The organism is Methanosarcina soligelidi (assembly GCF_000744315.1).
Classification (GTDB): Archaea; Halobacteriota; Methanosarcinia; order Methanosarcinales; family Methanosarcinaceae; genus Methanosarcina; species Methanosarcina mazei.
Genome location: NZ_JQLR01000001.1, coordinates 538,817 through 558,072 on the forward strand (window position 1 = coordinate 538,817; position 19,256 = coordinate 558,072).

15 protein-coding genes and 2 tRNA genes are annotated in these 19,256 nt (G+C 44.2%); 10 read left to right on the forward strand and 7 right to left on the reverse strand.

The genetic code is table 11. From position 1 onward, the window contains the following. Nucleotides 1-164: 164 nt before the first annotated feature. The 4 genes from feoB to M886_RS02515 all read right to left on the reverse strand — a co-directional run bounded on the left by feoB (nucleotide 165) and on the right by M886_RS02515 (nucleotide 3,877). Nucleotides 165-2,162, reverse strand: a complete 1,998-nt coding sequence (feoB, locus tag M886_RS02500; protein ID WP_048050598.1) for a ferrous iron transport protein B — start codon at nucleotides 2,160-2,162, stop codon at nucleotides 165-167. A 60-nt stretch (nucleotides 2,163-2,222) separates the two neighbouring features. Then, nucleotides 2,223-2,876, reverse strand: coding sequence for a metal-dependent transcriptional regulator (locus M886_RS02505; protein WP_048046288.1), 654 nt, complete (start codon nucleotides 2,874-2,876; stop codon nucleotides 2,223-2,225). Nucleotides 2,877-3,111: 235 nt separating this feature from the next. After that, nucleotides 3,112-3,567 (reverse strand): N-acetyltransferase, encoded by a 456-nt coding sequence (locus M886_RS02510; RefSeq protein ID WP_048050599.1) that lies wholly within the window; start codon nucleotides 3,565-3,567, stop codon nucleotides 3,112-3,114. 235 nt (nucleotides 3,568-3,802) lie between these two features. Continuing rightward, nucleotides 3,803-3,877, reverse strand: a tRNA-Arg gene (locus M886_RS02515). Nucleotides 3,878-4,317: 440 nt separating this feature from the next. Between M886_RS02515 and M886_RS02520 the strand changes: the two genes are divergently transcribed. The 7 genes from M886_RS02520 (at nucleotide 4,318) to M886_RS19445 (ending at nucleotide 9,893) form a co-directional block, all read left to right on the forward strand. Next, nucleotides 4,318-4,881: a biotin transporter BioY gene (locus tag M886_RS02520; protein WP_048050600.1), complete on the forward strand. Its 564-nt coding sequence runs from the start codon at nucleotides 4,318-4,320 to the stop codon at nucleotides 4,879-4,881. An 85-nt stretch (nucleotides 4,882-4,966) separates the two neighbouring features. Next, complete coding sequence (locus M886_RS02525; RefSeq protein ID WP_048050601.1) at nucleotides 4,967-5,791, forward strand: energy-coupling factor transporter ATPase; 825 nt, start codon at nucleotides 4,967-4,969, stop codon at nucleotides 5,789-5,791. After that, nucleotides 5,767-6,630 carry an ATP-binding cassette domain-containing protein gene (locus tag M886_RS02530; protein ID WP_015411521.1) on the forward strand — a complete coding sequence of 288 codons (864 nt, stop codon included), beginning with the start codon at nucleotides 5,767-5,769 and terminating at the stop codon, nucleotides 6,628-6,630. Before M886_RS02525 ends, M886_RS02530 begins: the two co-directional genes overlap by 25 nt. 70 nt (nucleotides 6,631-6,700) lie before the next feature. Next, nucleotides 6,701-7,474, forward strand: coding sequence for an energy-coupling factor transporter transmembrane component T family protein (locus tag M886_RS02535; protein WP_048051621.1), 774 nt, complete (start codon nucleotides 6,701-6,703; stop codon nucleotides 7,472-7,474). 107 nt (nucleotides 7,475-7,581) lie between these two features. Beyond that, nucleotides 7,582-7,929 (forward strand): ArsR/SmtB family transcription factor, encoded by a 348-nt coding sequence (locus M886_RS02540; protein WP_048042181.1) that lies wholly within the window; start codon nucleotides 7,582-7,584, stop codon nucleotides 7,927-7,929. After that, the gene (locus tag M886_RS02545) at nucleotides 7,926-9,293 is read left to right on the forward strand and encodes an SO_0444 family Cu/Zn efflux transporter (RefSeq protein WP_048050602.1); all 1,368 of its coding nucleotides are present in this window, start codon (nucleotides 7,926-7,928) and stop codon (nucleotides 9,291-9,293) included. Before M886_RS02540 ends, M886_RS02545 begins: the two co-directional genes overlap by 4 nt. Nucleotides 9,294-9,386: 93 nt before the next feature. Next, nucleotides 9,387-9,893 (forward strand): PspC domain-containing protein, encoded by a 507-nt coding sequence (locus M886_RS19445; protein WP_048050603.1) that lies wholly within the window; start codon nucleotides 9,387-9,389, stop codon nucleotides 9,891-9,893. A 425-nt stretch (nucleotides 9,894-10,318) separates the two neighbouring features. On the opposite strand, the gene M886_RS02555 is transcribed toward M886_RS19445, so the two are convergent. Then, nucleotides 10,319-10,393 (reverse strand) — tRNA-Arg (locus M886_RS02555). Nucleotides 10,394-10,739: 346 nt separating this feature from the next. On the opposite strand from M886_RS02555, the gene ilvE reads away from it, so the two are divergent. From ilvE to M886_RS02570, 3 genes are all read left to right on the forward strand, one after another. Next, nucleotides 10,740-11,618: a branched-chain-amino-acid transaminase gene (gene ilvE, locus M886_RS02560; protein WP_015411527.1), complete on the forward strand. Its 879-nt coding sequence runs from the start codon at nucleotides 10,740-10,742 to the stop codon at nucleotides 11,616-11,618. Nucleotides 11,619-12,046: 428 nt separating this feature from the next. Then, nucleotides 12,047-13,975, forward strand: a complete 1,929-nt coding sequence (locus tag M886_RS02565) for a molybdopterin biosynthesis protein (RefSeq protein WP_048051622.1) — start codon at nucleotides 12,047-12,049, stop codon at nucleotides 13,973-13,975. A 379-nt stretch (nucleotides 13,976-14,354) separates the two neighbouring features. Further along, complete coding sequence (locus M886_RS02570; RefSeq protein WP_048050604.1) at nucleotides 14,355-15,449, forward strand: OBG GTPase family GTP-binding protein; 1,095 nt, start codon at nucleotides 14,355-14,357, stop codon at nucleotides 15,447-15,449. Between the two features lie 223 nt (nucleotides 15,450-15,672). On the opposite strand, the gene M886_RS02575 is transcribed toward M886_RS02570, so the two are convergent. Together M886_RS02575 and M886_RS02580 are read right to left on the reverse strand one after the other, a co-directional pair. Further along, on the reverse strand, nucleotides 15,673-17,775 hold the full coding sequence (locus M886_RS02575; protein ID WP_048050605.1) for a methyltransferase domain-containing protein: 2,103 nt from the start codon (nucleotides 17,773-17,775) through the stop codon (nucleotides 15,673-15,675). A 190-nt stretch (nucleotides 17,776-17,965) separates the two neighbouring features. After that, nucleotides 17,966-19,228, reverse strand: coding sequence for an anion transporter (locus M886_RS02580; RefSeq protein ID WP_048050606.1), 1,263 nt, complete (start codon nucleotides 19,226-19,228; stop codon nucleotides 17,966-17,968). Nucleotides 19,229-19,256: the final 28 nt, after the last annotated feature.

Genomic DNA, 19,256 nt, shown 5'->3' on the forward strand with positions numbered 1-19,256 from the left:
ACGATGTATAAAGTATTAATAATTAACGTTAATAGAAGAATAAAAGAGAAAGGAATAAAGAAGAGTTTTAATATATAAAAATTGTGCTTAAGGCACATAATTTGATTCAGCATCACAGGCTAGAATAAGGAAAAAAATACAGTAAAAGAACAAAAAATGAAAAATTAAAGGAATAAAGGCCCGAAAATCCGGATCAAAACACCTACTACAACAGCAAGGACTATTGTGAAGGTGACAATTAGAGTTGTATCTTTTGTACCGAGTTCATGCTTCAGTACTGCAATCGTTGCCACGCAAGGGACATAAATCGTAGTGATCACCGCAAACTGATACATCTGAAGCGGAGTCATCACTGCTGCAAAATTGGCTGTGCCTGCCAGTACTGCAAGAATCTGAAGCGCCATTTCTTTTCTGAGAATCCCAAAGACAAGAGCTGTTGCGGCAAAAGCCGGAAGTCCCAGAAGCCCTACGGATATGGGCTCTACGAAGTCCTGGAAGACAGAAAGAAGTCCCAGTGCATCGGCAACTCCCAGGGCTGCACTCCCTGCGAGCAGCAGCGGAAAAGCTATGTATAAAAATTCACGGCTTTTCATCCAGGTCTTTCTGAGGGTTGATTTGAGTTCGGGTTTCCTGAGAGGAGTCATTTCCATAATGAAACCGCTTCTCTGGCCCGGAAGAGTTCTTCCAAGAATCCAGCCCATTGCTCCGATTATGATGACCTCAAGCACATAGATCGAAACCGCAGGCCAGAAACCAACAAAGGTCCCTACAAGCCCAAGGATGATAACTGTCCTTGCAGAGCAGGGAATAAGAGAGATAAGAATCGAAGCTATCCTCTTTTCCCTTTTTGTACCGAGTGCATGTACAGCCATTATTGCCGGGACATTGCAGCCAAACCCCAGAACAAGAGGGATGACAGCTCTCCCGTGAAGCCCGAGTTTATGTGTTACATTGTCCAGAAGAAAAGCTGCCCTTGTCAGGTAGCCCGAATCCTCGAATATGGAGAGAATCGCGTAAAATACTGCAATGTACGGGATTGCGATTGCGAATCCGGCTTCCACACCTCGCAGGGAATAGACGATAAGGTTTCTGACAACGGGAGACATATCACGAGTCATCTCCTCGACGGGCTGGATTATATGAGGCTCGAAAAGGTCGTTAACAATCCAGGTTTCGAGAAAACCCCCTACCCTGAAGACCATTAAAAACGTAAACAGAAGAGCAGATATAAGGACTGCTATTCCGAAGTGAGGAGAAGTAAGAACTTTATCTACTTTATCACGGAACCTTTTTTTAGGCTCAAAACTTGAAACCACAGTGTCAACAATAAATCCGGACTCTCCGTAAAGGTCTCTTGCGACCGTGTCAGGAACTGAGATTCCGTGATCGATTTCAATATTCTGCCTCAAACGCCTGGCAGAAGAAAGAATCGCATTTGCTTCAGGCGGCATGCAGCAGAGTTCCACAAACTCCGCGTCGTTTAACAGGGCTGCAATCTTAACACTTTGAGATACATTCGGAAAAGCATGGTCAAGCCCGGATAGAGCCTGACGGATCCACTGGCTGTATCTTACCCTGTGGTGCTTCTGGACTTTTCTTGCTTCTTCAAGAGCCGCAAGCACGACATCGTCAAGCCCCACACCCCAGGTTGCAACAGTTGGGACTACGGGCAGGCCCAGAAGTTCCGAGAGTTTATCCGTATCAACAAGGATACCAAGCTCGGCTGCAAGATCTACCTGATTTAAGGCGATGACCATAGGGATATCGAGTTCCAGGAGCTGAAGGGTCAGATAGAGGTTTCTCTCAAGCCGGCTTGCATCAAGGACATTAACAATAACATCAGGAGAATTTTCAATAAGGAATCTCTTGGTTACCTTTTCATCTTCGTTTGCAACCCCCAGAGAGTATATTCCGGGAAGGTCTACTACTTCAATGGTCCTGTCGTTTACTTTTACAGTTCCCTGTTTGAGCGAAACCGTTGTGCCAGGATAGTTGGAAACTTCAACCCCGACGCCTGTAAGCCTGCTAAAGAAAACGCTTTTTCCAACGCTCGGGTTGCCTATAAAAGCAAGTGTCAAATCATAGGGAGGAATCCTTTCATAAAGGGGGTCATTTTTACCTCTCTCACCGGGATTACAGCATGAGCTGGAAATCTCTATCACATCTCCGTCAACTACACTCCACTCCAGTTACAGCTGAATCATCCATTTTTACAGGACTTTTCATTTAGGAGTGATGAAAATTTTTTTTGCTACATCCCTTCCAAGGGCGATCTCGGACCCGACAGCCATGACTGAAATACAGCCCTGTTTTTGCTTGCGCCGGACTTCGATATCCTCTCCTGCTATAATACCAAGGGAGGTCAAACGCTCTTTGGTTTCTCTGGGAAGGGTTACTCTTGCAACCGTGCCTGAACTTCCCTCTTTCATTTCATCCAGAGGAATGAACGCTTCTTCTCGCTGCAAATTATTTTTATCAATATTTATCGGGTGTCCGTCAGGACAGTACTCCGGGTTTCCAAGGAAATCGTAAATTCTCTCAAGAACCGAATCCGATACCGCATGTTCAAGCTCACAGGCTTCCTTATGGGCTTCCCTCCGGTCAAAATCAAGGACTTCAGCCAGGAAAGTTTCAAGCACCTGGTGTTTCCTTTTAATCCGAACAGCTTCTTCAGCCCCTTTTTCAGTCAATTCTACCCCCTGATAAGGTTTATATTCAACAAACCCCATTGAATGCAACTTTTTAATCATTTCCGTCACACTGGGTGATGACACATTGAGTTCTTCTGCAATTTGTTTAGTTTTAGCAGGGCTCTGGTTTTTTGTAATAAGGTAAAGAATAGTTTCAAGGTACTCTTCAAGTCGATCCGTATGCATTAACACCATCCTGCCAGCGCACCGGCGCCTGCCCGAAATTGATCGGCTCAGATAATTAGGACAACCTAAAAAGAATAATTACTGAATAAATAGTTTTTGTTTTTTGCCTGTCAGAGAAGAGACGGATAAAAACGATTCAAAGCCGAAATAGAACCTGAGTTCTGCAAAGGAAATATAAAAAATAAAGATTTCGGGAAGAGCGAAGCTCAAACTCCCTGAAAACTCCCGGGATCTTTCATACTTTGATTGACTTAAGGACGGCAATCTCATTACAATCCGGGAACTTGGGGCACCTGATGCATCCTGACCAGATCTTCCGGGGCAGGCTGTTTTTGTCAACAATATTAAAGCCAAGGGTTTCAAAAAAACCGGGCACATAGGTAAGAGCAAAAACTTCTTTCATGCCGAGGCTTTTTGCATCCTCAAGACAGGCTGAGACAAGCTTTGTGCCCACTCCTTTTCTTGCACAATCAGGTTTAACGGCGAGAGCAAGAATTTCCGCAAGGTCTTCCCAGACTACATGCAGGGCACAGCATCCCACAATTTCTCCTTCGATCTCACAAACGTAATAGTCCCTGATGTTCTCATATATCTCGCTCAGGGAGCGAGCAAGCATAAGCTCCTCCCTGGAGTAAGTGTTGATGATCTGTTTCATCTCAACAACATCACTTATCCTGGCTTTTCTGATCAATTTCTGTGTCCTCTGAAGCTGCAATTGTATTTTAAATAGAAAGTGCGCTGCACCTTAAACATTTGCTGTAATGCAGATAGGAGATAACTGTACTTCTAAATAAGAAATTTTTCCACAATTAAAGAGACATGACTGTAGAAGCAGACATACAAAACCGGTAAAATGAAAAGGAAAAATTTGAAACAAAAACGAACAGTAAATAAAAGATATATTTAAATGAAAAGATGGGTTTTAGCGGGCGCGAAGGGATTTGAACCCCCGATTTACAGCTTAGGAGGCTGCCGCCATATCCGGGCTAGGCCACGCGCCCACAATGAACTTCCAGAACACAGCATGAAACAGTATAGTAAAACTGTATTCCAGGTGAAGTATCCATAATACCGGCATAAGATATATATTTAATTATCGCTCCAAACATGGAAAGCCTGCCATATCATAAGAGCAGATGTCCTGAAGCGAATTCTCTGGAAAGTTTTAAATCAAATGTAAACCATGTACCCCCTCGAGGTTAACAATGTTTTTTAGATTATCGAGAACCCGTTCTCATTCAAAAGTTAATGAAGATTGGAGTTAACAATACGATCACTGCTACCTGGAGGATCTCGATATATCATGATCACACAGTTCAATTAATATATTTTAAGAAAGATTTACCTGATGATTTTTCAGGAAGGAAAACTCAAATGATATTAAAACGAGAAGACCTGAAAGGAAGACGGGTAAATAAAAAATAACAAGAAAGGAAAAAGCATGCATATAAGACATGACAATTCTTACCCACCTCATACCTCGGAACTCCGGAAAATGGTCTTTGCATCCCTTTTTGCAGCCCTGACTGCTGTGGGAGCTTATATACAGATCCCTATACCTTTTTCTCCTGTTCCTGTCACACTGCAGGTTTTTTTTGTTTTGCTTGCAGGAAGTATGTTAAAGAGTAAATGGGGGAGTCTGAGCATGGTTGTATATACCCTTCTCGGTGTTGCAGGGCTTCCGGTCTTTTCAGGAGGCAGTTCAGGTCTGGGAGTGCTCCTGGGACCTACAGGAGGATATATTTTCGGTTTTATCGTGGCTGCGTACTTTACAGGCAAACTCGCTGAAAAAGCAGAAAGCGCTGGAAAGTCAGGGCTTGCAGTTAATGTCCTCAATATGAGTGCGGGAATTTTAACTATATATGCCCTGGGTGTTACCCAGTTAATGCTGGTTGCTGAAATCGGTCTCGAGACAGCACTTGCCCTCGGAGCCATCCCCTTTATTCCGGGAGAAATAGTGAAAACCGCAGCTGCAGCATATATCGCTACAACCTATAAGCTTTGAAGACTGTGACCGGATGTCTCGGCAAAATATTTAGAAGTTAATTGAATCTGATACAATCAATAAAAATATGTAAACTCGATACCACATGATCCGGCTCGAAAACGTAAGTTACTGCTATCCTGATGGAACCCCTGCTCTAACAAACATAAATCTGACGATAAGAAAAGGGGAGTACCTGGGGATAATAGGGAGGAACGGGAGCGGCAAATCCACTCTTGCTCTCCACCTTAATGGGCTCCGAAGACCTCAGAAAGGAAAGGTCATTGTAAAGGGCATCGACGCCGGAGACTTTTCAAAGCTTCAGGAGTTCAGGAAAATTGTTGGAATCGTATTTCAAAACCCTGAAACCCAGTTTATTGGCAGGACTGTAGAAGAAGACCTTGCTTTTGGTCCTGAAAACCTCTGCCTCCCCCCGGCGGAAATACGCAAAAGGGTGGATAGAGCCCTTGCAGAAATCAAACTTGAGAAATACAGGCACCATTCCCCAAAGTCCCTGAGTGGAGGGCAGGGTCAGTGCGTGGCTCTTGCAGGGGTCCTTACCATGGAGCCTGAATGTCTTGTTTTTGATGAAGTAACATCCATGCTTGACCCTGATTCCGGAGAAGCTGTCCTCAGGCGCATAAAAAAGCTTCATGAAAAAGGAAAGACCATTGTATATACCACACATAACCTGGAAGAACTTCATGTTGCAGACAGGATCATAGTAATGGACAGGGGGAGAATAGTGCTTGAAGGAGAACCTGAATACATACTCTCAGATCCTTTACTTAAAGATCTGGGGCTTACTCCACCTTCCCTCATAGAACTTGCAGAGCAGCTGAAAAACCATGGAATCGAAATTTCATGGGAAAATACCTCTTCCCCTTCCAGCTTTGCGGAGGAACTATGCCGATTATTCTTGAAAACATAAGTGTCTTCTACTCCAGAAATACCCCTCTTGAAATTGCAGCCTTAAAAGATGTTAACCTGCGTATTGAAAAAGGGGAATTTGTGGGGATACTTGGAGAAAAAGGTGCAGGGAAATCCACTCTTATAAAGCTGTTTAACGGCCTTCTGCGTCCGGATTCGGGAAGAATAACAGTTAACGGGCTTGACCCCTCTTCAAAAAAGGTTAAAAGCAGGGTAGGGATGGTATTTCAGCAGCCTGCAGACCAGCTCTTTTGCAGGACAGTATATGAAGAAATAGCATTCGGGCCTCTTAATTTCGGATATTCTAGAAAAGAAACTGAAGAAAGGGTTTTTGAAGCCCTTGAAGCCGCATCTCTTGAACGCTCAATGCTGTCCAGAGACCCCCTGAGTCTGAGCGGAGGAGAAATGCAGAGAGTCGCACTTGCAGGAGCCCTTGCACTCAGGCCGGACTACCTTGTGCTTGATGAGCCGATAACAGGGCTTGACCCTGCCGGTAAAAAAGAGATTCTGGAGACTCTCAAAAAAATAAAGGGGCAGGGGACGACAATTATAACCGTAACCCATAACCTCAAAGGGTTTTTTCCTCTGCTGGAAAGAATAGTACTCATTAAGGAAGGGAGGATAAGTTTTCAGGGGAGCAGAAAAGAGTACATGGAAACTGAAAATGTGCCCCTTCCTCCTGTGGCTTCCATGATGAGAGAACTTCATTCCAGAGGCATACAGGTAAATCCTGCAGTATTTACTGTTGAGGAAGCCCTTGAAGAGATATTGCGTGTAAAATTAATGATTGAAAAAGAAAAGGCTGAAAAAGAAAGAGCTGAAAAACAGACTGAAAAGTAACCGGAGAAACATCCTGAAAAATGTAAAACAGGTGATAAAAAACAAGGGAGAAAAAAGAGGAGAGAAGAGCATGCAAGAACCTGTTTTCAGTTATGTGCCCGGAGAATCATTTCTGCATAAGCTTGATCCAAGAACAAAACTTGCAGCCGTAATGCTGCTGGGCATCCTGGCTTTCAGGGCGGAAAGCTTTTTAGAAATAGGGACCCTCTTCACTTTTTTTATTGCCCTTGCTTCATTTTCCCGGCTTCCGCTAAAGGTTTTTTTCCGGGCAGTAAGGCCCATGGCTCTGTTTATTATATTCATTTTCCTTGCACAGTTTTTCTTCACGGAAGGACAGGAACTGGCTTCTTTCTGGATCCTGCGCCCCACCCTTGAAGGGCTTTATAACGGGATCAGGATTTCTGCAAGGTTTATCCTTCTCCTGCTTTTTGCTGCCCTTATGACAGCAAGCACTGACCCGTCCGCAATCACCTGCGGGATAGAGAGAATGTTGCGCCCTCTGCCTCTCCGCTGGCTGGGTGTGAATTCCTATGAGCTTGCGACAATGATGAACCTCTCAATAGCTTTCCTCCCTCTTCTTTTTGATAGGGTTGAGCGGACAAAAGCTGCCCAGGCTTCAAGAGGTATGTATTTTGGGAAGAACCCAGTAAGGTCTGTTCCGGCACTTACAATCCCCCTGATAAGAGGAGTGGTCAGGGATGCGGAAGAACTTTCCCTTGCAATGGAAAGCAGGGGATATCAGGGGACCTGCAGGACTTCGATTCATGAGCTTTTGATGCGGAAAAGAGACAGGGTATCCCTTTTAGTTCTGGGGCTTTTTGCAATTATCATGCTGGTGCTCTAAGATACATTTTGATATCTTACATTAAATTTTGATATATCTTATCTTAAAATTCTGCATTTGAGAAGTTTTAGAAAAGGATTAATACATGAACATTTGTTCATATAATCATGCAAAATAAGTGCAAGCGAGTAAGCACTGAACAGATAAAAACCCTGATGCAAAAGGTTCCCAACGCGGAAATCATCACACGGATGTCTGCAATATTTCAGGCGCTCCAATCGGATACCCGCCTGAAAATACTTTTTTTACTCAGACAGAAAGAGATGTGCGTCTGTGAACTTGAAGAGGAACTTGAAGTCACACAGTCTGCCGTATCGCATGGGCTCAGGACCCTCAGGCAGCTCGACCTTGTAAGGGTCAGGAGGGAAGGAAAATTTACAGTTTACTATATCGCAGATGAACATGTACGCACACTTATCGAGATGTGCCTTGAACACGTGGAGGAAAAAGCTTGAGTACTGATATATTCAGTTCCATCCCGGAACTGATTTCGGCCATCCTCATATCTTCATGGGAAATCTTTGTAGAAGCTGCTCCTTACCTTATTTTCGGATTTGCAATCGCAGGCATCCTCAATGTCCTTGTGCCGGATCAGAAAATTGTAGAATATCTTGGAACATCAGCAGGAAAAATCCGTTCCGTAATCAATGCCGCTCTGGCAGGGCTTCCCCTTCCTCTCTGCTCCTGCGGAGTTATCCCGGCAGCAATGTCCATAAGGAAAAGAGGAGCAAACCGGGGTGCGACCCTTTCCTTCCTGATTTCAACTCCTCAGACAGGAATGGACTCTATTTCTATCACATACGCCCTCCTTGACCCTCTGATGGCTGTTTTTCGCCCGCTTGCGACCCTTGTAACCGCAATCCTTGCAGGGATTGCAGATAACCTGCTGATAGGGGAGGATCCGGAAAAAAGCGGAAAAAGTGAAAATGAGAAAGCCGGAAAGAAAGCTGAAATCCTTGCGGCCTCAACTCTTGTTGGCGTATCAGTAAGCGGAGATAAATGCGGTCCCGTTTCATGCAACTGTGGAACACATGAGGCAACGGAAACGGGAAAAGAGAAACATCCTGACCAGAATACTGTGCCTTTAAAGTCCGGAAATCTGGAATTAAAGTCCGAGCCCGGAAGAGAGACTTCACATCTTAAAATTACGCCTGCAATTCATGCTTCTGAAAACAGAGCCTCTTCATGTGGCTGCGGACACTGCGGAGAGGGGAAAAGAGAACAGTTCTCTGACAAAAGGAGTAAAAAGTCCATAAAAGAAGAGATTCTGGAATGCCTGAAATATGCCTTCATAGAACTTCCGGGAGAGATTGCCAAATGGATGCTTATAGGTATTCTGCTTGCAGGAATAATTTCCTATGCTATTCCCGAAACCCTGATCCAGGAATACCTTGGTGGTGGTTTCAGTTCAATGCTGGTCATGCTTGTAATAGGTATCCCGCTTTACATCTGCGCTACCGCTTCAACTCCTCTTGCAGCAAGCCTGGTAGCCAAAGGGATGAGTCCTGGCACAGCTTTTGTTTTCCTGCTTGCAGGACCTGCAACCAATGCGGCAACCATAACCATGGTCGCCCGGTTTCTGGGAAAACGTTCCGCAGTCCTTTATGTTGGAGTAATCTCACTCTGTGCCATTGGAGCAGGAATCCTTCTTGACTGGCTTTACTTCAAACTGGGAATAAGCGTTACTGCAACCCTTGGAAGCGCAGAAGAACTGCTCCCTGAGAGTATTAAGCTCGGTTTTGCGGTCCTTCTTCTCTCTCTAATGCTGTACGGAATTTTCCGAAGGAACCATGGGTGCGGCTGCACCGAATGTCACTGAAAAAAGAAGTGGAGCAGCAATAAATCTAGCAGGGACAGTTAAAGAATTAACAAGTACCAGATAATATAAATCCTCCTAAATAGAATAAACAATATGCAGGAAAATTCAGAATTCCAGGAAAAAAAGGAACCTGAAGAAAGCGATTTCAAATCTCCGGGGGAACTTGAAACTGGTTACACAGAAAAAGCCTGGAAAAAGCCTGAGAAAACAATGGAAGAAAAAGGCACGACTATGGATTCGGAATACCAGGAAAGAGAAGAACCAGCTGCAAGCGAGTTCAAATCTCCGGGAGAACATGAAACAGGATATACAGAGAGATCATGGAAAAAACCCGAAGGAACTATGGAAGAAGATATGGGATCTGAAGGGGAAACCCGAGAAGAGGAAAGCACAGGCTATACAAAGAAGCGCCTGACAAGAAGCAAAAGTGACCGCATGGTTTTTGGAGTCTGCGGAGGGCTCGGAAAATACTTCGATGTTGATCCAACCCTTATTAGGCTTGGCTTTGCGTTCTTTATCCTGTTGAGCGGAATCGGGCCCGGAATCGTGATATACATTATTATGGCAATAATCATGCCTCAGGAAAATAATGTTAAATGATGTCTGAAATCCTTAAAGCAATAAAGATTAAAGGCAATTAAAGAAAAAAATCGCCTGCAAACAAAGAAAATAACAGGGAGAGATTATACAGGGACTTCAGGTCTCTTTAACACCCGACAAATTGTTTTTTAATTTATTTTCATTTATTCGAACTTTCAATCCTGTTTTGAACACTTTTTAATCCTGTTTAGGACACTTTTCAATCCTGTTTTGAACCCTGTGGCTTTAAAAAATGCTTGCTTAAGCATTTCCTTAAGAGACTAAGCTATGCAGGAGAAAACTGCCAAAATATTGAAGGTGAAAACAAAGCGAGAAATAATGAAGGTGAAAACAGAAAGAAGAGGATTTCAGCAGGAGAGATAAGAAAACCGGGAAGAAATTCGAGGTTTATTTGTCAAAGGTAAATTGAAAGAAGAAGAATAAAGCGGGCTCGAAGGGATTTGAACCCCCGACGTCTGGGTTAGAAGCCCAGCGCTATATCCTGGCTAAGCCACGAGCCCTGTTTGCTTTTCTACTGCGGAATACGAAATGAGCCTTCTAAGATAAAAGCCTTTTGTCTGAAAATGTAAATTAGGGCTGTATTAAATCTTAAAATATTTATGTGGAAGCGGAATTGTAATATATAATCAGCATATACCCATTTCACTTGGAGCGTTTTATAAGACTTCCAGTATGGTAACTCTCTCAAAGTTCAGAGTTCTTTTGTGATCTTTGCACAGAGCTTACATACTAATAAAGACTGAAAAAGTAAATTGGGCTATTGGCCTGTAGATTAAAGGCCGTACTGGATCAAAAGCTCCGGTTAAATAATTTACAGGCAAAAAAACCGAGAAGGATGATTTGCAAATGAGTGAGTTACTTATTTATTTAGACGGGAAATTTGTCCCGAAATCCGAAGCCAAAGTTTCGGTTTATGATCACGGTTACCTCTATGGGGACGGTGTGTTCGAAGGAATAAGGGCATATAACGGACGTGTTTTCAAGTTAAAGGAACATGTTGACAGGCTTTTTGATTCAGCAAAAGCAATTGCAATGGACATACCCGTTACAAGAGAAGAGATGACCGAAATAATCCTTGAGACCCTGAGAAAAAATAACCTCAAAGACGCTTACATCCGCCCTATCGTCTCAAGAGGAGTCGGAGATCTCGGGCTTGACCCCCGCAAGTGTGAAAAACCGTGCGTTGTTGTTATCGCCCAGGGATGGGGTGCCATGTACGGCAACCTTTATGAAATCGGGCTTACAGGAGTCAGCGTCTGCGTCCGCAGGAATGCACCTGATGCCCTGTCCCCGAACATCAAGTCCCTGAACTACCTGAATAATATCCTTGCAAAGATAGAAGCAAATGAGAAAGGCGGAGATGAAGCCATATTCCTTGACCAGAACGGCTTTGTGTGCGAAGGTTCTGGAGACAACATCTTTATCGTCAAAAATGATAAGGTCTTTACTCCCCACACAATAAGCAACTTAAAAGGCATCACAAGAGCTACAGCCATTGAGCTTCTGGATGAAATGGGATACAAGGTTATCGAAGCAAACCTCGGCCTTTTTGACCTCTACACGGCAGACGAAATTTTCGTTACCGGGACTGCAGCCGAATCTGCTCCGGTCACCAGGCTCGACGGAAGAATCATCGGTAATGGCAAACCCGGTCCTCTCACAATGAAGATGGTTGAAGCCTTTGACAAAATAACCCGCAGTACGGGCACCCCTATTTATAAATAAAAGAATCAGAATGAAAGAATTTGCTTGAGAAAAGAATAATGCTAAAGCAAATGCAAGAATTGCGGGGTTTTTCCCGCTAAAAATCTTTTTTGATCGATTTTATTACTAATTTCTTTATTATCTGCCTTTTTAGCAAAATTTGTTTTAATTAATGTAACTATTTTAGTGAATTTATTCGTATAAGACGTATTTAGCCGAGACGTGTTTTAGCTGAAACATATTTTAGTTGAGAGTACCTTAGTTGAGAGTATTTTAGTTGAGAGTATTTTAGTTGAGAGTATTTTAGTTGAGAGTATTTTAGTTGAGAGTATTTTAGTTGAGAGTATTTTAGTTGAGACTTCTAATGTTTAAAGTGTTGACATATGCCGGGAAACGCTATTAAGGTAAAAAACAATCTGAAAACCGATAAGACTCAGGGTTTGATGCTGATGAAACGTAAAGAATTTCGGGAACTCGTCTCTGTAGAAGAAGCACGGAAAATAATAAACAGCCTTAAGGTCACTCCGGAAAAGGAATATCTGGCTCTTGAAAACGCTTATGGAAAAACCCTTGCAGAGGATATAATTACCGAAATTAATGTCCCTCCTTTTCCAAGGGCGGTTATGGACGGTTATGCTGTCAGGGCAGAAGATACCTATGCAGGCAGTGAAAAAGTACCCGTAAAACTTAAACTCCTTGGAAATATCCCGGCAGGATCGGATGAAAAATTCAGGATTTCGGCAGGGGAAGCCGTGGAGATTGCGACAGGTGCCCCGATTCCCGAAGGGGCTGATGCTGTGGTAATGGTTGAGTATACGTATGAAGAAAACGGGACTGTATCTGTATTCATACCTGTAACCGTGGGGGAAAATATCATGAAAGCAGGCTCTGATATTCGGAAAGGGGAAAGGGTACTGCGCAGGGGGAGGAAAATCGGCACAAGAGAAATCGGGGTTCTGGCTTCCACAGGCAAAAAAGGAGTCCCCGTACTCAGGCTGCCCATAGGGATAATCTCAACAGGAGACGAACTTGTAAGTCCCGGAGAAAACCTGACTCAGGGAAAAGTGTACGATGCAAACTCTTATACGCTCTATGCAGGCGTTAAAGAATGCGGAGCTTTCCCTCTTCTTTACGGGATTGTGAAAGACGACGAAAACCTGATGGGAAAAGTACTTGAAACTGCAGTTTCCGAATGTGCCCTGATCCTTACTTCCGGGAGCACGTCCTCAGGGTCAGGGGACGTGATGTACAGGCTAATAGACAGAGCAGGCGAGACCCTCGCTCACGGGATCAATATAAAGCCCGGAAAACCTGTTGTCATCGGCATCATAAAAGGCATCCCGATTATAGGGCTTCCCGGGAACCCGACATCTGCTTTAATGATTTTTAACGAATTTGTGGCTCCTCTGCTTAAAAAATCCCTTAGAGCGGAAGCAGGGACAAGAAAAATGGAAAAAGGAATAATGGGTACTGACCTGCGCTCCGAAGGAAGGCAGCAGCTCCTTCCGGTTGGGATGGTAAGGGGAAGAGTTTATCCTGCAGACCGGGGTTCAGGTGCCATAACCTCCCTTTCCGGAGCAGATGGATTTATAGAAATTCCGCCGAAAACAGAATTTATAGAATCCGGGACGCCTGTGGAAGTGACCCTTTTTGGAGAAGTCGAAAAACCGGACCTCCAGATATCAGGAGGTTTCTGTCCAGGGCTTGACGTTCTGGAAGACCTCAGTGGACTAAGGTTCAGGACACTTTATACGGGTTCAAGCGGGGGTTTCAGCGCAATTGCAGCAAAGACGGCAGATATTGCGGGTGTGAACTTACCCTCGAAATCAAAGGGTCAGGCAGAAGCTCTGTACAATATTCCGATAATGAAGAATATGGAGCTTTCAGGGGCTGTACTTGTCAGGGGGTACAGGCGGGAAGTCGGGATTCTTGTCAGGCTGGACAGCACAATTAAGGGACTTGAAGACCTGCCAGGAAAGCGTTTAATTAACCGGAACAGAGGGTCCGGGACAAGGGCACTCCTGGATTTGAAAATAGAAGAACTGGCAGGAGAGAAGGAGATTAACAAAAAAGAGTTTACAGACTCGATACACGGATACTCTTCAGGAGCAAAATCCGAAGTTGCAGTCTGCGAAGCGGTTCTTTCAGGAAAAGCTGATGCAGGAGTAGGTTTAAGGAACTGTGCAGAGAAAAATAATGGCATAAAATTCATAAAAATTGCGGAAGAGGAATATGATTTTCTGATCAGAAAAGAGGTCCTCGACACCCCTGAAGTCCAAAAATTCCTTCAAACCCTTGGCTCGAAAGAATTTGCCTCAAAACTTCCTGCAGGGCTTCAGGTATGTGAGAGAACAGGAGAGATTATTTATAATGGATAAAGGCATCTGCTATCCATAATTACCAGAAAGATATATCAATAAGGTTTAAATATTATTATACTTATTCAGTGATATAAATATAAATCTACTATGGAATCAGGAATCTAAAGCAAATTTTAAACAGGGAATAAATTAGGAAAACCCCTTTTAGCAGCAGTAAGTTTTAATAAATAATTTTATCAATGAAAAATTCCGGGGCAATAAAAGTATTCCATAGGTATATATATTGCATCCAACTATTCAGGATAAAATATCCAGATAACGGATCTGTTTTGGATCAAAAAAGGTTTTTAGAGACCGTTTGGATGCGGTTTCTTTTTCACGAAATATAAAATCACTATAAGATCATTTCTTCAGTCCCGAAATCGGCAGGTTTCAGATGAGCAGCATACAGGAGCAAATACAGGAAGTAGAAGAAGAAATCCGGAAGACCCAGTATAATAAGGCAACTTCCCACCACATAGGCAGGCTGAAAGCCAAGATAGCCCGCATGAGGGATGAAATTGAGAAGAAGTCTTCCTCAAAGGGTGGAGGAGAAGGATACTCGGTCAAAAAATCGGGAGACGGTACCGTAACTCTGGTGGGCTTTCCGTCAGTGGGGAAATCCACGCTTCTGAACAAAGTTACAGGCGCAAAATCAGAGGTAGGAGCATACGAGTTTACCACGCTTACAGTTGTACCCGGAGTGCTTGAACATAAAGGTGCAACAATCCAGTTCCTTGACGTACCCGGACTTGTAAAAGGCGCGTCTTCAGGGCGCGGTCGCGGGAAGGAAGTTATATCGGTCATCCGTAACTCTGATATGGTCATCTTTTTGCTTGATGTTTTCCAGCCAAAACACTATGAAGTGCTTATGGATGAACTTTACCAGGCAGGAATCCGCGTGGATGAAGTGCCTCCTGACGTCAGCATTAAAAGAAAAGACAGGGGCGGCATCGAGATAAACTCAACCATAGAGCTGGACCTCAATGAAGAAACTATAAAAGCCGTCCTTGACGAATACAAAATCCATAATGCTCATGTCCTCATAAGGGAAAATATCACTGTGGACCAGCTTATAGATATAGTTCTGGGAAACAGGAGTTATGTCCGTTCTTTAATTGCTGTCAACAAAGTGGACCTTGGGTATCCCCAGCTGATAGAAGAATGCCGGAGAATGTACCCTGACGCGATTTTTATCTCAGCCCACGAAGGCACAAATATCGAAACACTCAAGAATGCTATTTACGACCGCCTTGGCTTTATTCGAGTATATCTGAAACCTCAGGGGCAACCGGCAGATATGGAAGAACCCCTTATAGTTATGAGCGGGACGAACATAGGCCAGATCTGCGACAGGCTGCACCGCGATTTCCGCAGGAAGTTCCGCTATGCCCAGATATGGGGCTCGTCTGCAAAACACCCCGGTCAGAGAGTGGGGCTTGAACATGCCATGGAAGACGAAGATATTCTGACGATAATCATTCAAAAATAAACATCGCAGAGTAAAAGGAAAGCGAAGGAAAAAAATTAGTCTTTCGCGTTCCGTTTTTTTATTCAATTTTTCGAGTATAAAATTCCGGTCTTTTGTGGATCAGATATACTCCGATCCGGCAAATTTTCAGACCCGCTTATTTGATCCGGGTTTATTTCCAAGTCAAATTTTTTTAACCGATTTTTGATTGTTTTAACCATACACTATGAGAGAGCCTCTACTCTTAGAGAACCTTTATAGTTTCGGAATTGCTTGAGAAAACATTTCTCTTCCTGCCATTTCCTGGCTCAATTGAGCTTTTAGCCTCAACTTCTTCCTCGAATTCCGCAGCACATTCAGCCGGGCTTTTTCTTGTGGACTGGCCTGCCTTCGTTTGAAGCACAACCTTGCCGCCCAGCCCGATACCATATCTTTTCTTTGCAGCCCCAATAATTGTCGCAAGCATACCGGAATAAGAGATGTTCGCATAAGCTGCCATTTTGGCAAGGTGACCGTCCCAGCACCATCCAGGGTTGGGGTTTACCTCAAGGAGCCTTGGCCTGCCTTCAGCGTCGAGCCTCCAATCAAAGCGGGCATAATCACGGCATTCCAGCCTTGTAAAGAGAGCAAGGCAGCTCCTTACGACTTCCTTCTGGGTCTTTTCAGGAAGGTCCGCAGGTACGGATTTAATCTTCCAGTAAGGAGAATCCGGGAGCCATTTGGCTTCATACCCGCAAATCTTTGGCAGTTCCCCCGGGACTGCAGAGTAGTCTTCTTCCGTAATGGGCAGCACGATGCACGAAGGAGGGTTTCCGATTATACCTACGCTGATATCTTTTCCAGGGAGGAATTCCTCCAGAAGGAAAGGCTTGTCTGACCCTATTTTTTCCCGTGTTTCTTTCATGATGTCAAGAAGTTCCTCTCTGCTGTGGACTATGCTTTTCTGTGTGATCCCGAAACTTGAATCTCCTGAATTGGGTTTTACGAGCAGGGGAAAAGAGAGAGAAAGCCTTGAGATATCAGAATCATCTGTAACGAGAACCCCTTTTGCCACAGGAATCCTCATCTCACGAGCTACTCCCCTTACAAGAGATTTATCATAGCAGTAGGCAAGGCACTGTGGACCTGCGCCGGTGTAAGGGATATTAAGCTGTTCAAGCATGGCAGGAACGTGTAATTCTTTTACGGGATCGTTGTAAAAACCTTCATCACATAGGTTGAGTACAAGGTCGGTTTTCCCTGCTTTCTTTCTGAGGTCTTCGAAAAGGGTTTCATGCCTGTCAAGGAAAGTGAATTTCATATAAGAATTTTCAGAAAGAGCCGTCTTCATCCGGTTAACGGTTTCGAAATCATCATCGTCAAATACACAGGCAGGCTTGACCTGGTCTTCCTTCCTTGGATCCCCAAGCACAACAACAACGTTAAGGGGCTTTTTGCTTTCCGCACCTGAAGACTCCACGGAAGGCCAGGCTTTCTCAACAGTGGCCGAAAGCAGAATTCTCTTTTCCATCATTCCTGCGTCCTGAGTGCCTGTCGAGACAGGGCTGAAAGTTGTGTGGAAGGTCGGGCTGCTAAAACCTGATGCTGTAAGCAGTTCAAAAAGGCTTTCCCTGTTGTACAGCCTTTCAGCGTAAAACTGGTCTGCAATTATCCCTCTATCAATACGGCATATAACCTCCCTGCAGATCAACCTTTCACAATCTGAAGAAAGGGCTCTTTCCCTGCATACAAAATACTTCCTGTCCAGCCATTCCCATGATCTTGGCTGGAAATTCTTTCTAATGTGGTCCCCGTCTACAGCGTCAATAAAGACTCTCCCACCTGGCTTCAGTACCCGGAAAACTTCTTCGAGCACTTTTCTGTCCTGCAGAGTGGAATCAAAGTATCCAAAGCTGTTCCCGAGAATGGTAACCACAGAAAAGGTGTCAGATGGATAAGGCAGCTTTCTTGCGTCCCCCTCCCTGAACCTGACCTGCAGATTTTCCTTTTGAGCCCTTGTCCTTGCTTTTCGGATGAGGTACTGGGATCTGTCATAGCCTTCAACATTTGGAAATCCTCTCCTTGCCAGTTCCAGGACATGCCTGCCCTGTCCGCAGCAAAGGTCAAGAACAGCATCTTCAGGGTTGAGCCCAAGGATAGAAACAACAAGATCAGCTTCTTTCTTTGTAACTTCAATGTCATCCAGAAGATCGGCATCAGTCTTGAGATAGAGAGAATTAAAAAGAGTCTGCCACCAGTCGGACCGGACATGAGTTTCAAGGTCTTCAACAGGCCCGAGGGTTTTCGTCTGTACGGCACCTTTAGCGCGTTTGCGCCTGGAATTAGAATCAATATTATTCTGGGTCATGATAAGATATCTTCCCGAAAAAAATGTATGTGCTTTCAGTATATCAAGTTTATCGGACAGTCAGGGAGATTTATATACTCAAAGGGTCAGCTGGATAGAGCAGTTAAAGGATTAATGGGTATTAAAACAGCATTTCAAGCTAGAACGAATTTCCTTGCTTCATTTAAGTAAATATAATTGCTTTTAAAGTTTAAAGAAATATAAAGTAAATAATAGCATTTAAAAATGAAATTAAAAGCCCTATTTTAGCGAATTCAATAAAAGAGAAAGTTTCACCTTCTTTTTCGGCATTCTGGAGTATAATAACGTTGCTTGCGGCCCCAAGAATCAAAAGATTCCCTGCAATTGTACTTCCGGCAGCGAGAGCCATCAACTGTCCCTGTGAAACACCACTTCCCATTGCAGGGAGGTAGAGCGCAACAAAGGGAACATTAGAAATAAGCTGGCTGAGTCCTATGCTGAGTGCAAGGATAGTGGGAACTGAGCCTAACTGCGGAGACATTCTGTGCAGGAGTTCCTGACAGGTCCCGGAAATCCAGACGCTTTCCATGAGCACGAACATGGAAACAAAGAAGACCAGGGTTGCCCAGTCAATATTTTTTACAACTTCAGTCCGCCTTTTGCTGAGCAGTATGGGAGAAGCCGAGAAAAGGGCAATCCAGCTCAAACTGAAATCCCAGGCAGGCAAGAACTCTACGAGAAGAATTTTACATGTAATAAGAGCCAGCAGAAGGAAAAGAGCCTTTTTTGATATTTCCGCAAGTTCGGGATCTGAAATAAGCTCGTCGGTGTGTATCAGAGCTGGTTTCCCAAATTCGCTGCTGAAAAAGAGTTTAAGAACGGCATAAACAAGCACAAGATTTATCATAGTAGGTACGGCCAGGGAGCTTAAAAATACCACAAAGGGGGAGTCAAGATTTCCGTCAATTGCGATCAGGAGGTTCTGGGGGTTTCCTATGGGGCTCATGACGCTCCCGGTGGTTATCCCGAAAGCCAGGGCAAAGAGCATGAGTTTGGGAGACACGCCGTATTTCCTTGAAAAACGCAAAACCAGCGGGGTACCCATTATAGCAAGGGTGTCATTCATAAGGACTGCGGAGAGAAGACCTGTGGAGAAGATTACCAGTAAAACGAGCTGGTCCGTATTTTTTGCCCTTGAAACAATCCGGCCTCCTATCCAGGCAAGATATCCGCTCCTGTTAAGTGCTTCCCCCACACAAAAGGCCCCGAAAAGAAAAAGGAGCACATCTATGTTTATTGCCCTGAGAGCTTCCTGAGGTGAAATTTCCCCGAGAAGCAGCACAGAAATGGCTCCAAGGGTCATGACCTGCCAGATCTGCAACCTTAAAGACCCGACCTGCCTGAGAGCGGTAAGCAGAAGGACACAGAGAAGGACGAGTACAGAAAGGTCGGGCGAAGATACAAAAGAATATACAAAAGAGTCAGCTACCATAAATCCCGCAAGCCTGTTAACATACATT

Excerpts from the sequence above, each read along its gene's own strand:
- M886_RS02535 (WP_048051621.1), top strand. The coding sequence starts at position 6,701 with ATGCAAGAACCTGTTTTCAGTTATGTGCCCGGAGAATCATTTCTGCAT.
- M886_RS02520 (WP_048050600.1), top strand. The coding sequence starts at position 4,318 with ATGCATATAAGACATGACAATTCTTACCCACCTCATACCTCGGAACTC.
- M886_RS02540 (WP_048042181.1), top strand. The coding sequence starts at position 7,582 with ATGCAAAATAAGTGCAAGCGAGTAAGCACTGAACAGATAAAAACCCTG.
- M886_RS02505 (WP_048046288.1), bottom strand. The coding sequence starts at position 2,876 with ATGCATACGGATCGACTTGAAGAGTACCTTGAAACTATTCTTTACCTT.
- M886_RS02575 (WP_048050605.1), bottom strand. The coding sequence starts at position 17,775 with ATGACCCAGAATAATATTGATTCTAATTCCAGGCGCAAACGCGCTAAA.
- M886_RS02525 (WP_048050601.1), top strand. The coding sequence starts at position 4,967 with ATGATCCGGCTCGAAAACGTAAGTTACTGCTATCCTGATGGAACCCCT.
- ilvE (WP_015411527.1), top strand. The coding sequence starts at position 10,740 with ATGAGTGAGTTACTTATTTATTTAGACGGGAAATTTGTCCCGAAATCC.
- M886_RS02530 (WP_015411521.1), top strand. The coding sequence starts at position 5,767 with ATGCCGATTATTCTTGAAAACATAAGTGTCTTCTACTCCAGAAATACC.
- M886_RS02570 (WP_048050604.1), top strand. The coding sequence starts at position 14,355 with ATGAGCAGCATACAGGAGCAAATACAGGAAGTAGAAGAAGAAATCCGG.
- M886_RS02580 (WP_048050606.1), bottom strand. The coding sequence starts at position 19,228 with ATGGTAGCTGACTCTTTTGTATATTCTTTTGTATCTTCGCCCGACCTT.
- M886_RS19445 (WP_048050603.1), top strand. The coding sequence starts at position 9,387 with ATGCAGGAAAATTCAGAATTCCAGGAAAAAAAGGAACCTGAAGAAAGC.
- M886_RS02565 (WP_048051622.1), top strand. The coding sequence starts at position 12,047 with ATGAAACGTAAAGAATTTCGGGAACTCGTCTCTGTAGAAGAAGCACGG.